Genomic DNA, 13070 nt, shown 5'->3' on the forward strand with positions numbered 1-13070 from the left:
CCGCCCGCGACGCTCCGGTTCAGGAACCGAGCAGTTCGTACAGGTCCACCGACTCGGCGATCGCCCGCAGCCCCGCGTCCCCGGGGTGCAGGTGGTCGCCCGAGTCGTACTCGGGGCGTAGCCGGGTGGGCCGTTCCGGGTCGCGCAGGACCGCGTCGAAGTCCCACACCCCGGTGAACGGGGACTCCGGATCCAGCCGCTGCTCGCGCAGGTGGGCGTTGATCCGTTGCCGTTGTCGTTCCAGTCCCGGGGTACAGCGGCTACCCCCCTCACAGGGCCCCAGGGTGGCCACGAAGATCCGCACGTCGTGATCGCGCGCCATCCGCGCCAACCGGTTCAGGCCGGCGATCACCTCCTCGGCGGAGGCGCCCCAGCGCAGATCGTTGATACCGGCGAAGACGACGACGCTCTCCACGCCGTTCTGGGAGAACACGTCCCGTTGGGCCCGGTGCAACAGGCTCACCCCGTTGGCGTAGGTCGACACCCCCTCGCCCGGATAGCCGTCCGTGGTCACCCGGTTTCCGGCCACTCCCAGGTTCAGCACACCGGGGTCGGGCAGATCGGATCTCTGTCGCAACCGGTCGCTCAACACGTCCGGCCAACGGGCGTAGGCGTCCCGGGTCGAACGGACCCCGTCGGTGATGGAGTCCCCGAAGGTCACCACGGCGCCCGGGCCGTCCATCACCTCGATCCCGGTGAGGAAGGGCCACTGCTCCACCGTTCCGGTGAAGGGCTCCTCCTCGCGCTCCAGGGTGCGATCGCCGCTGCCGGGGGCGGTGGTGAAGTTGGTGTCCACCGAGGCGTAGTGGATCGGCGCCGCGGTGACGCGGTCCGGGAGGTGGATGCTGACCAGGAGTTCGGTGCTCGGCGGCAGTAGGAAGTCGATCGGATCACTGACCAGACGTCCTCCCGCGGGGATGACGGCGCCCCTGGCACCGGAGAAGGTGAGCGGGATCGCCGCGCCCCGTGTGCGGGCACCGGTGTCGCGCAGGGCCAGCGAGACCGCGCCGATGGTCACCGGGCGGGAGGCGAAGGTGTTGTCCAGACGTACCCGGACCTTGTGCCCGCCGGTGGTCGAGCGCACCGCCAGGCGCAACGTCTGGTCCTGCCAGGGGCCCACCTCGGTGTATCCGGAGGTGGCGCGCGCCCAGGTCCCGGTCCATTCCCGATCCGCCTGGCGTCCCCCCACCGAGAACACGTGCAGGTTCGCGTCGGGGTCGGTGACCTCGGGCAGGACCACGTGGTCGACCTCGCGCCCGGGTTCCAAGGGCACCGAGCGCGCGTACAGGCGCACCGAACCGATCACGTCCAGACCGAAGCCGGTGGCCGAGTTGGCGTAGGGCAGGGTCAGGGCGGCGTCGCCGGCGGGTCCGGCCGCCCAATCCGGGACGACCAGCTCGAACTTGTGCTCACCGCCGTCGGAGTAGACGACGCTGCCCACGCTCCGCACGTCGGCGCCGGTCCCGTCGGTGCGGGTACCGGTGGCGAGAAAGGTCAGGGACCGCAGGCGGGTGGGTTCGCCCAAGGTGAGGGACTGGCCGTCGGAGAGCACGTGATCGGGACGGCCCTCACCGTAGACGGGAAGGCGCATGGAGGTGTCCAGGATGTCGACCTCACCGCCCGGCGACCAGCCGGCCGCGGCCAGGGTGCGGGCGGAAAGACTGTTGCCCGCGCCGTCGAGGTCGCCTTCGTCCGATGCCCCGTCCTGGGAGATCCCGGTCCGGTTCAAGAGGTCGTACAGGGGGAGGGCGACGGCGTCCTCCCCCGGTGTGGGGCGCACCAGCACGTCGGGATGGCTCATGGGGTTGAGCACGGTCAGCAGCAGGACACCCGTGACGACCATGGCCACGATCCGCGCGAACCGTCGCCGGGAGGGGCGTGGCTCACCCTCGCCCCCTCGTATCGTTCTCCCCCCGTCCACCACGTGCCTTCCCCCGACGCTCCGAGCCCATCGAACCCTCCGATGGTCCCGACCGGCCGACGGTTGTTGAGACTTGAGGCACCGTGGCCCCGGACCGGCGGCCAGTGTAGAGGAGACGGTGGACCGGGGACGGCCCTCCGAACGCCCCGTGGAGGGTGGTCTCGGTCCCATCCGTTTTCGCCCTGAGGCCGATTCGCGCGCGACCGGGGCCCGAGAATAACAAAAGGGAAAACTATTCGGACAAACGTCGCGAAAAACGGTAATCGACCACACAACACCTGAGGCGAGAATGGCGAAGCCGGGAGAACGCACGGCCCGACGGCGGCGATGCGCAGTGCGACAAGGGATTCCGAGGCGATGGTGAGGGGTAGGCCGGGCAGGACTCGAACCCGCGACCCAGGGATTATGAGTCCCCTGCTCTAACCAACTGAGCTACCGGCCCTCCGCCGTCAGCAAACGCCATCCTAACAGGGTGTGTCCGACGTTTCCTCGCCGAGAATCTGTTGTACGACGGGAACCGACGGGCCCGAACCCGACATGCGCGCCCTTTGACCGCACCTGGGTCGCGAGGGTCGTCCCCGGTCGGTCTAGGGTGTGAAGGTGCGGCGTGCTCGGTCGTACCCCCTGGCCCGGCACCGAAGCCGCCTCGAACCCGTTGGTAACATCGCGGGTCGCACACCGTCGTCAGGAGAGTTCACGTCATGTCCAAAGCACCCGTCAACGTCACCGTCACCGGCGCCGCCGGCCAGATCGGCTACGCCCTGCTGTTCCGGATCGCGTCCGGCCAGCTCCTCGGCGCCGACACCCCGGTGAAGCTGCGCCTGCTGGAGATCCCGCAGGCCGTCAAGGCCGCCGAGGGCACCGCGATGGAGCTCGACGACTGCGCCTTCCCGCTGCTTCAGGGCATCGACATCTTCGACGACGCGGGCAAGGCCTTCGAGGGCGCCAACGTCGGCCTGCTGGTCGGCGCCCGTCCGCGCGGCAAGGGCATGGAGCGCGGCGACCTGCTCCAGGCCAACGGCGGCATCTTCAAGCCCCAGGGCGAGGCGATCAACGCCGGCGCCGCCGACGACATCCGCGTCCTGGTGGTCGGCAACCCGGCCAACACCAACGCCCTCATCGCGCAGAGCCACGCCCCGGACGTCCCGGCCGAGCGCTTCACCGCGATGACCCGTCTGGACCACAACCGCGCGCTGACCCAGCTCGCCAAGAAGCTCGACGTGTCGATCAACGACATCAAGAAGCTGACGATCTGGGGCAACCACTCCGCCACCCAGTACCCGGACCTGTTCAACGCCGAGGTCGACGGTGCCAACGCCGCCAAGGCCGTGGGCGACCAGGCCTGGCTGGAGAACGACTTCATCCCGACCGTCGCCAAGCGCGGCGCCGCGATCATCGAGGCCCGCGGGGCCTCCTCGGCCGCCTCCGCCGCCAACGCCGCCATCGACCACGTCCACGACTGGGTCAACGGCACCCCGGAGGGCGACTGGACCTCGGCCGCCATCCCCTCCGACGGCTCCTACGGCGTGCCCGAGGGCCTCATCTCCTCCTTCCCCGTCGTGTCGAAGAACGGCGAGTGGGAGATCGTCCAGGGCCTGGAGATCGACGAGTTCTCCCGTGCTCGTATCGACGCTTCGGTGCAGGAGCTCGTCGAGGAGCGCGACACCGTCAAGCAGCTCGGCCTGGTCTGAGTCTCCTTCCGTTCGGGTGTCCGAGCGGGATCGACGCGGGCACGCTCCCTCCGGGGGCGTGCCCGTTCGTCGTCTCGGCCCCGAAGGCCCCGGGAAGGGTTCGAACGCACGGGCGCGTCCCGAAAGGGGTCGGAGAGCGGGCAGTATAGAGAGCGTGAGTCTCATCGATGCGCTTCCCACGGAACCAGAACCCGACTCCCTCTTCGAGGCGTTCGCTTTGTGGGTCGAGGAGCGGGGTCTCACCCTCTACCCGCACCAGGAAGAGGCCCTCATCGAGGTCGTCTCCGGGTCGAACGTCATCCTCAACACGCCCACCGGCTCCGGTAAGAGCCTGGTCGCCACGGGCGCCCTGTTCGCCGCCCTGGCCCGTGACGAGTGCGCCTTCTACACCGCGCCCATCAAGGCCCTGGTCTCGGAGAAGTTCTTCGATCTCTGCAAGATCTTCGGGACCGAGAACGTCGGCATGATGACCGGCGACGCCTCGGTCAACGCCGACGCCCCCATCGTGTGCTGCACGGCCGAGGTCCTCGCCCAGATCGCCCTGGCCGAGGGCAAGGACGCCGACATCAACACCGTCGTCATGGACGAGTTCCACTTCTACGCCGAGCCCGATCGGGGCTGGGCGTGGCAGGTGCCGTTGTTGGAGATGCCCCAGGCTCAGTTCCTACTGATGTCGGCCACCCTGGGCGACGTCAGCCGCTTCGAGGAGGACCTGGAGAAGCGCACCGGACGGTCGACCGCGGTGGTCGCCTCCGCCGAGCGCCCCGTCCCCCTCTACTACGACTACCGGGTCACCCCGCTGCACGAGACCCTGGAGGAACTCCTCGGTTCCGGGAACGCGCCCGTGTACATCGTGCACTTCACCCAGGCCCAGGCCGTGGAGCGCGCTCAGTCGTTGACCAGCATCAACATGTGCACCAAGGAGGAGAAGGCGAGGATCGCCGAGGAGATCGGCGACTTCCGCTTCACCACCAGGTTCGGGCGCAACCTGTCCCGGTACGTGCGGCACGGCATCGGCGTCCACCACGCGGGCATGCTCCCCAAGTACCGGCGTCTGGTCGAACGTCTGGCCCAGGCCGGTCTGCTCAAGGTCATCTGCGGCACCGACACCCTGGGCGTGGGCGTGAACGTGCCGATCCGGACCGTGCTGTTCACCGCGCTGAGCAAGTACGACGGGGTCCGGGTGCGCCGCCTGCGCGCACGCGAGTTCCACCAGATCGCGGGGCGGGCCGGTCGCGCCGGCTTCGACACCGTCGGCAACGTGGTCGCCCAGGCCCCCGAACACGTCATCGAGAACGAGAAGGCGCTGGCCAAGGCCGGTGACGACACCAAGAAGCGCCGCAAGGTGGTCCGCAAGAAGGCGCCGGACGGTTTCGTGTCGTGGGACGAGGCGACCTTCCGCAAGCTCATCGACGCCGAGCCCGAGCCGCTGAACTCGCGGTTCCGGGTGAGCAACGCCATGCTGCTCAGTGTGATCGCCCGGCCGGGGAACTGCTTCACCGCGATGAAGCACCTGTTGACCGAGAACCACGACGACCGCAAGACCCAGCGCCGCCACATCCACGAGGCGATCGCCATCTACCGGTCCCTGCTGGACGGCGGGATCGTGGAGACCCTCGCCGAGCCCGACGAGCAGGGCCGTACCGCCCGGCTGACCGTGGACCTCCAGGCCGACTTCGCTCTCAACCAGCCGCTGTCCACCTTCGCGCTGGCGGCGCTGGACCTGTTGGACGTGGAGTCGCCCACCTATCCGCTGGACGTGCTCAGCGTGGTGGAGTCCACTCTGGACGACCCGCGTCAGATCCTCGGCGCCCAGCTCAACAAGGCCCGCGGCGAGGCCGTCCAGCAGATGAAGCTGGACGGTATCGAGTACGAGGAGCGTATGGAGCGGTTGGAGGAGGTCGACTACCCCAAGCCGTTGGAGGAGCTCCTCGACCACGCCTACGAGGTCTACCGGCGCGGCCACCCCTGGGTCGGCGACCATCCGCTCCGGCCCAAGACGATCGCCCGCGACATGTACGAGCGGGCGATGACCTTCACCGAATACGTGGGCCACTACGAGCTCGCCCGGTCCGAGGGCCTGGTGCTGCGTTACCTGGCCGGCGCCTACAAGGCGCTCAACCAGACGGTGCCCGACGACTCCAAGACCGAGGAACTGCGCGACCTCATCGAGTGGCTGGGCGAACTGGTCCGCCAGGTCGACTCCAGCCTGCTCGACGAGTGGGAGCGGCTGACCAACCCCGAGGACGAGACCGAGGAGGGCCACGAGCCCGAGGAGCGGGTCCGCCCGGTCACCGCGAACGCCCGCGCCTTCCGGGTCCTGGTGCGCAACGAGATGTTCCGCCGCGTGGAGCTGGCCTCCCGCCGTCGCTACGGCGACCTGGGCAAACTCTCCGAGGACGACGAGTGGACCGGCGAGGACTGGGCCGAGGCCGTCGAGGAGTACTACGCCGAACACGACGAGATCGGGACCGGCCCTGACGCCCGGGGTCCGAAGATGCTCCTCATCGAGGAGGAGTCCGACGTGTGGCGGGTCCGACAGGTCCTCGCCGACCCCGCGGGTGATCACGACTGGGGGATCGCCGCCGAGGTCGACCTGGCCGCCTCGGACGCCGAGGGCCGCGCGGTGGTCCGCGTCATCGACGTCGATCGTCTGTAGCCCCGTGCCCTCCTCGAAGCACCCCGAGGAGGGCCTCAGGCGAGCAGGTGCGCGTTGACCTCGCGTACGCCCTCGGCGAGCTCGGGGCGCTCCACCACGGACCGTCCGGCCGCCGTGAGGCGTTCCGCCCCGTCGCAGTCGACGAACAGGGCCGGCTCGCGCCAGGCCATGACCACACGCGGGATCGGGGTGCCCAGGATCAGCGCGGTGCACGAGCGGGGCCGTGAGGCCCGGGCGCTGCACGGCTCCAGGGACGTGTAGATCGTCGCCGTCTCCAGCCGCGGGTCCCCGGGGTCGATCCCGCGCAGGGCCGCCTCCTCCGCGTGGTCGAGCGGGTCGTCACGGCGGGAGTAGCCCTCGCCGAGGATCAGACCGTCGGCCGCGACGACGACCGAGCCCACCGAGAAGGCCGTGGTCGAGGGCGGGCAGGAGCGGGACAGCTCGATCGCCCGCTCCAGCCAGTGGGCGTCGGCCGCCCCCTCGGCCGGAACCGGCCCCCGCTCCCCCGCACCAGCGGCGGTCATCGCTCGTCCCCCAGGCGGTAGCGCAGGACCACGACGTCCCCCAGCGCGCGGGTCTCGACCAGCCTCATGGGGTGGGACGGTCCGTGGGGGTAGACCCCGGGCACGACGAAGCGCGGAGCGTCCTCCTCTCCCACGAAGAAGGGGGCCACCGCCAACCGGAGCTCGTCGACCAACCCCGAGGTGAGGAAGAGGGTGTGGATGTGCCCTCCCCCCTCCACCAGGAGTCGGGACACCCCGCGTCCGGCCAGATCGGCCAGGACGGCCTCGGCCGTGGGAGGGTCGCCGGCGTCGACGACCTCGGCCGGCGGATGGGTGTCGGGAAGGTCGGCCAGGAGGCGGGCGGCGGTCTCGGCTCCCTCTCCCCCGCTGTAGACGACCGCGCCCGCGTCACCGGTGGAGAAGAGTCGGGCGTTCGGGTCGATCTCTCCGCTCCGGGTGATCACGGCCTTGAGAAGGTGCTCGGTCCGCCCCTGTTCGCGCCGGCGTTCGCGCAGGACCGGCGAACGGACCAGGAGGCGCGGGTCGTCGGCGCGCAGGGTGCCCGCGCCGACCAGGATCGCGTCGCAGCCGGCCCGCAGCTCGTCGATCTCGGCGAAGTCGGCGGGGTTGGACAGGCGCAGGCGTTCGGGGCCGGTGTCGTCGATGCGACCGTCGACCGACATGGCGCAGCTCAGAATGGTGTAGGGGCGATCCATGACCCCAGGCTAGCCTCGAGGACAGGGGGCGACGGCCGGGCGCCCACTCCGCGCGTGTTCTCTTCGTCGATACGCGATTTCTCGAAGTCCATCGGCACCGGGAAACGAATGGAGAACACCGATCCTCTCCGGATTCACGCTGGCAGGGGTCGGTTTCGGAATTGATCGCCTTCTTTTTCCCATGTTTCTCGGAGTGATTTCCCGCCCCCTCTCGGAGGACCTCGTCCACGTCCCGTGTCGGCCCGGACCTCGACTTCCCCGTACACCCCTCCTCTTCCACTGCCCTCACCGAGGGGGGTTCTCACGCCCGTCGGGGATCGGACGGCCCAGGTTGGAGCCCGAACAACACTCTCCACAAATTGGACATTAGGCGTATAACCACTAGGAGACCCAAGACCTGACGAACATGCGGCGTACGCCTCTTCAAGGACCGGGTCGGGTGGTATTTTTGTGACCTGTATCCTGGACTCGGTTAACAAGCGGGAGATCGAGGAATACAATCCTGGGAGTCGACCACTTCCCCACCTCAGACAAGAGGACGGCGATGTCTCGTTTCACCTCCCCCGATTTCCTGAGGCAGGCGGGGGACAATCACGTCCGGGCCGAACCCCCGCCCCTCGTCAACCTGACCAGGGCCGATATCACCCGGCTCCGCTCCTTCCACCTGAAGGGCAAGGACCACTTCGAGGTGGATCGGGAGTTCGCCGCCCGAGCCGACCGGATCGTCCCCGGCTTCGTCGATCTCGTCCTGGGGGAACGCGCCTTCCTCCAGCGCGCCGTCCGCCACCTGGTCGCCGATCTGGGCATCACCCAGTTCCTCCAGGTGGGCGCGGGGCTCCCCGCCCCGGGCGACCCGCACGAGATCGTGCGCGAGACCACCTCCGAGGGCCGCGTCGTCTACGCCACCTCCGATCCGGTCGTCCTCACCCACCACCTCGCCCTCATCCGTGACGGCCGCACCACCACCGCCCTCAAGGCGGAGCTGGGTCGACCGGAGGGGCTGCTGGAGGACCGCGAGGTCCACGACTTCCTCGACCTGGACCGTCCGGTCGGACTTCTGCTCACCGGCGTCGTCTCGCACACCCCGGACGCCGTCGCGGCCTCCCGCTCCATCGCCGCCCTGCGCGACAGGCTCGCCCCGGGCAGCCACATGGTGCTCAGCCACTACTGCCGTCCCGACCCCGTGCGGTATCGCAAGGACGCGCTCAGGGCCGAACAGCTCCAGGAACTGTTCCTCGGCGACCTCGGCCACGGCCACTGGCGTACCGAGGAGGAGATCTCCGCCTTCTTCGACGGCTGGGAGGCCGTGCCGCCCGGCCTGTTGCAGGCCCAGAAGTGGCGGACGATGCCCGTGGCCCCCCCGGTGTACGGCAGCTACCAGATGCCGCACCGCAACCGTCGACTGATCATCGGCGGCGTGGGCCGGATCTGAGCCGCGTCCCGGCCCCACGCTCCACCGTCCTTCCCCGACGAGGGCGACACCACCCTGACCCTCCGCGTCGAAGCCCTTCCAGGGACCGGCAGCGGACAGGGTGGATCATCACGGTTCCCCGCCCCCACCGATGGGATCGGCCCCCTCACCTCGATGTTCCACCCCTCGGTGTCCCCGTCCCCCGAAGAACCGGCGGAGCGGCCAGCCCGTACCTGTAGGCGGCCACCACCAACTGCGCCCTGTCCCGCGAGCCGAGCTTGGTCATCGCGCGATTGACATGGGTCTTCACCGTCAGGGGCGAGAGGAACAACCGGTCGGCGATCTCGGCGTTGGACAGCCCCTCGGCCACCAGAACGGTCAACTCCCGCTCGCGCGCGGTCAGCTCCGCCACACCCGGATGCGCGGCGGAGACCACGGGCGTCGGCGACTCCAGGAAACGGCGGATCAGTCCCTTGGTGGCCTCCGGCGACAGGAGGGCGTCGCCCCTGACGACCGCTCGGATACCGGCCACCAACACGGACGGTTCCACCCCCTTGCCGAGGAAGCCGCTCGCTCCCGCGCGCAGCGCCTGGTAGACGTACTCGTCGATCTCGAAGGTCGTCAGGATCACCACCCTGACGCCCGCCAGGGTCGAATCCTCGGTGATCTCCCGGGTGGCGGTCAGACCATCGGTCCCCGGCATGCGGATGTCCATCAGGATCACGTCGCATCCGGTCTCGCGTACCAGCGCGACGGCCTCCGCGCCCTCCGAGGCCTCGCCCACGACCTCGATGTCCGGGGCCGCGTCGATCAGGACACGGAACCCTCCGCGCACCAGGGCCTGATCGTCGGCGAGCACCACGCGGATCGTCATACGCCCTCCTCGCCTCCCGGCACCGGTTCCCGTCGATCGTGGGCCTCACCCGCGGGTAGGAAGGCCCGTACCAGGAATCCGTCGTCCACGTTCCCCGTCCACAGGTTCCCCCCGACCGCGGCGACCCGCTCCCGCATACCGATGATCCCCGACCCGGACCCCTCGGTCGATCTCCTCCGCCGCTCGGTGGAAGGGGGCAGGGGGTTGCGCACGTCGATGGACAGGCCACCCTCCCCGTGCCGGAGCCGGACCCGGACACCGCCTCCGCCGTGCCGCCGCGCGTTGGTCAACGCCTCCTGGACGATCCGGTAGGCCACCAGGTCCGTCCCCGAGGGGAGCCCGGCCGGGGCGCCCTCCACCCGGTAATCGACCGCTACCCCGGCCTCTTCGAACGCCTCGACGAGCTTCGACAACCGTTCCAAGCTCGGGGCGGGGGCGGTGGGCGGCCCCTCTCCCTCCTCCGCCCGCATCACGCTGAGCAGGGCGGACATCTCCGCGAGTACCGATCTTCCCCCCTCGCGCACGTGCGTCAGGGCCCGTTCGGCCTCGTCCGGGTCTTCACGCAGGAGATGGGCGGCCACCTCGGCCTGCACGTTGATGAGGGTGATGTTGTGCGCGACCACGTCGTGCAACTCCCTGGCGATGCGCAGCCTCTCCTCCATCACCCTGCGCCGCGCCTCCTCCTCACGTCGCTCCTCGGCCCGGCGGGCCCGATCCCGGAGGTCGGTGAGACGTTCTCTGTGGACCCGCACCGAATAGCCGATGGAGACCGCCGCCCCCACCGAGAGGACCCACCACAGCGCGCTCGGGGCGAACAGGTACTCCCCTCGCGACAGGTCCGCGACGGTGAGGCACAGGGCGGAGAAGAGCCCGATCCGCACGGAGACACCTCGTTCCCTCCGCGAGGCCACGCTGTACAGCGCCACCCCCAGAGCGATCTGCAACGAGGTCTGGAAGACACCGAAGACCGCCACCAGGACGCATCCGACCAGCGATACGAACGCGACCCACACGGGGAGACGGTCACGGAAGGCCACGGGGGCGCAGGCGAGCGCGCCTCCGATCACACTCACCGCGCCGACGGCGCCCTCCACCGGGTCCGTCGCCGCCAAGACCATGGTGAGGACGAACAGGGCGACGGCGAGCGCCGCGTCCAGCGGCCGGGGCAGTGCCTTCGAAGGGATCCCCACTCCCGCCGCACCTCCACCCGCTTCGTCCGTCCGACCCAGGATCGTACAATCCGTGGCCGCGCGCATACGACGATCGCAGTATGTGCGAAGCCCGCGCCCGGAGGACGACAGGATCCGGGCTCCCCCGGCAGAGTCGTGGACATGGCGCATCCATGGTTCGGAATCGGCTTGGGCGTTCTGTCGTGCGTCGCCTACACGGCGGCGGCGGTGACGCAGTGGCGACTCGACACGATCCTGTCGACGCCCCTCACCACGAGGCGGGCCGTGTTCGATCTGTTGCGGCATCCCCTGTGGTGGATCGCCACCCTGCTCAACGTCGCCCGGTCGGTGTTCCAGGTCGGCGCTCTGGCTCTGGCCCCCCTGAGCGTGGTGCAGCCTCTGGGGGTGCTGGTCCTGGTCTTCTCCGTCCCCTGGGCGGCGCGTCTGGACCGCCGATCGGTGACCGCCCGGGAGTGGAAGGGCGTCCTCCTCACCGTCCTGGCCTTGACGGTCCTGCTGGCGATCGCCACCACCGGAGGCGCGGGACGCACCTTGGACCCCGGAGAGGCCCTCGGTCTCACCCTGGGTTCCCTCGCGCTGCTGGGCGCGGGCGCGTGGATCGCCGGACTCACCTCCCCCGCCCGACGCGGTCCGCTGTCGGGCGTCCTCGCCGGAGCGGCCTTCGGGATCTCCTCGGCGCTGGCCAAGACGGCCGTGGACACCACCTCCGGCGGCGGTTCGGCGGTCGAGGCCCTTCCCTACGTCCTGGGTACCGCGCTCGTCGCCCTCCTCGGCCTGTTCCTGTCCCAGGCGGCCTACCGGGGTCTGGAACCGGGCGCGCCCTTGGGCGCCACGGTGTTCGCGAACCCGGTCACGGCCACCGTGATCGCGATCGTCCTCCTGGGAGAGACCTACGGCGGCGGGCCGGTCGGCGCGGGCGTCGCGCTCCTCTGCGTGCTCCTGTGCGGCTACGGGCTCACCCTCCTGACGAGTGTCCGCGAGACCGGTTCCGGATCGACGTCCATGGATCGTCCCCCTCTTCCATCGGCCCCCGCGAAGGAGGCGCACCGGTGACCGGATCGGAGCGGGAGGTGCTGGCCGCCAAGTTCAGCAGGATCCTCCCCCTTCTCAACGAACGCGAACGGCGTGTGCTCTTGGGCGCCGAGGCCTGGGCCCTGGGGCACGGAGGTATCCGGACCGTGGCGCGTACGGCGGGGGGGTCCGAGGCGACCGTCTCCCAGGGCGTCCGGGAACTGGGGCTCCGGACCGGGGTGGACCCGGGACGGGCGCGACGCGCGGGCGCCGGCCGCAGACGACGCACCGAGGAGGATCCCGGCATCCTTCCGGCGCTCTCGGCGCTCCTGGAGCCGGAAGGGGAGGGTCCGTCCCCCTCCCCGCTCCGGTGGTCCGTCAAGTCCACCCGTGAACTCACCGCCGAACTCGGGGAACAGGGACACGTCCTCTCCGCGGACACCGTCGCGAAACTGCTGAGGGAACAGGGCTTCCTCCTCCAGGGCCCCCGGTCCGCCTATGGCGGAAAACGCAGGGAGGGGCGCCACGAGCGGTTCCGCGCCGTCAACGACCTCGTGCTCGCGTTCGAGACCTCCGGAGACCCCGTCGTCCACCTCCGTGCCAGGCGGCGGATCCTAGAACCGTCCGAGGGGACCGGGCCTCAGGACTCGAACGACCGGTGCGAACCCTCCTCCGACGAGCACTCCGTCTCCTCGGCCCTGGCGACGCTGTGCATGTGGTGGACCTCCCATCGAAGCCGCCGGCCGAGGGGTGAACGCCTCCTCATCGTCGTCGATTCGGGGGAGCCCCACGACGGTGCGAACGGGATATGGGAGGAGCGGATCCGGCGCTTGGGGAGGCGGTTCGGCGTCCGGGTGTCGTCCACCCATCTGCCTCTGGGGATCTTCCGTTGGCGGGAGAGCGGTGAGGGCCTGAGGACCAGGTTCCTCCAATACTGGCCCGATGGTCGGAGCGTGGCCTATGAGACGGGGATCCGCCTGGTCTCACCTTCCCGTGTGCGCGATCCCCGTTCGATGGACATCGCGCACACGGTTTCGAGTGACGATGAATAACTCTGGGATCTTCACCCATAAGCTCCTTCATGGTCCAGCCAT

Annotated in this window: 10 protein-coding genes and 1 tRNA gene; 5 read left to right on the forward strand and 6 right to left on the reverse strand. The window is 69.8% G+C overall.

All coding sequences use genetic code 11. From position 1 onward, the window contains the following. Positions 1-19: 19 nt before the first annotated feature. The gene (locus tag D451_RS0108845; protein WP_159068762.1) at positions 20-1843 is read right to left on the reverse strand and encodes a GDSL-type esterase/lipase family protein; all 1824 of its coding nucleotides are present in this window, start codon (positions 1841-1843) and stop codon (positions 20-22) included. A 446-nt stretch (positions 1844-2289) separates the two neighbouring features. Continuing rightward, a tRNA-Ile gene (locus tag D451_RS0108850) sits at positions 2290-2363 on the reverse strand. A 259-nt stretch (positions 2364-2622) separates the two neighbouring features. Here D451_RS0108850 and D451_RS0108855 point away from each other — a divergent pair. After that, positions 2623-3612, forward strand: coding sequence for a malate dehydrogenase (locus D451_RS0108855; protein ID WP_017534146.1), 990 nt, complete (start codon positions 2623-2625; stop codon positions 3610-3612). Positions 3613-3766: 154 nt separating this feature from the next. Next, complete coding sequence (locus D451_RS0108860) at positions 3767-6271, forward strand: DEAD/DEAH box helicase (protein ID WP_014913452.1); 2505 nt, start codon at positions 3767-3769, stop codon at positions 6269-6271. A 35-nt stretch (positions 6272-6306) separates the two neighbouring features. On the opposite strand, the gene D451_RS0108865 is transcribed toward D451_RS0108860, so the two are convergent. Together D451_RS0108865 and D451_RS0108870 are read right to left on the reverse strand one after the other, a co-directional pair. Beyond that, positions 6307-6795: a cytidine/deoxycytidylate deaminase family protein gene (locus tag D451_RS0108865; RefSeq protein WP_017534147.1), complete on the reverse strand. Its 489-nt coding sequence runs from the start codon at positions 6793-6795 to the stop codon at positions 6307-6309. Continuing rightward, positions 6792-7490 (reverse strand): RibD family protein, encoded by a 699-nt coding sequence (locus tag D451_RS0108870; protein ID WP_014913269.1) that lies wholly within the window; start codon positions 7488-7490, stop codon positions 6792-6794. Before D451_RS0108870 ends, D451_RS0108865 begins: the two co-directional genes overlap by 4 nt. 544 nt (positions 7491-8034) lie before the next feature. On the opposite strand from D451_RS0108870, the gene D451_RS0108875 reads away from it, so the two are divergent. Next, positions 8035-8922, forward strand: a complete 888-nt coding sequence (locus tag D451_RS0108875; RefSeq protein ID WP_014910771.1) for an SAM-dependent methyltransferase — start codon at positions 8035-8037, stop codon at positions 8920-8922. A 145-nt stretch (positions 8923-9067) separates the two neighbouring features. Here D451_RS0108875 and D451_RS0108880 read toward each other — a convergent pair whose 3' ends face one another. Both D451_RS0108880 and D451_RS0108885 read right to left on the reverse strand, forming a co-directional pair. Continuing rightward, positions 9068-9775: a response regulator transcription factor gene (locus D451_RS0108880; protein WP_017534148.1), complete on the reverse strand. Its 708-nt coding sequence runs from the start codon at positions 9773-9775 to the stop codon at positions 9068-9070. Then, positions 9772-10965, reverse strand: a complete 1194-nt coding sequence (locus tag D451_RS0108885; protein ID WP_017534149.1) for a sensor histidine kinase — start codon at positions 10963-10965, stop codon at positions 9772-9774. The genes D451_RS0108880 and D451_RS0108885 overlap by 4 nt, the downstream gene beginning before the upstream one ends. Before the next feature lie 141 nt (positions 10966-11106). Here D451_RS0108885 and D451_RS0108890 point away from each other — a divergent pair, with 141 nt between their 5' ends. Both D451_RS0108890 and D451_RS28920 read left to right on the forward strand, forming a co-directional pair. Further along, positions 11107-12018: a DMT family transporter gene (locus D451_RS0108890; protein ID WP_036567927.1), complete on the forward strand. Its 912-nt coding sequence runs from the start codon at positions 11107-11109 to the stop codon at positions 12016-12018. Continuing rightward, positions 12015-13028: an ISAzo13-like element transposase-related protein gene (locus D451_RS28920; protein WP_017534151.1), complete on the forward strand. Its 1014-nt coding sequence runs from the start codon at positions 12015-12017 to the stop codon at positions 13026-13028. Before D451_RS0108890 ends, D451_RS28920 begins: the two co-directional genes overlap by 4 nt. The last annotated feature ends 42 nt before the right edge of the window (positions 13029-13070 follow it).

The organism is Nocardiopsis alba DSM 43377 (assembly GCF_000341225.1).
In the GTDB taxonomy this organism is placed as follows: Bacteria; Actinomycetota; Actinomycetes; order Streptosporangiales; family Streptosporangiaceae; genus Nocardiopsis; species Nocardiopsis alba.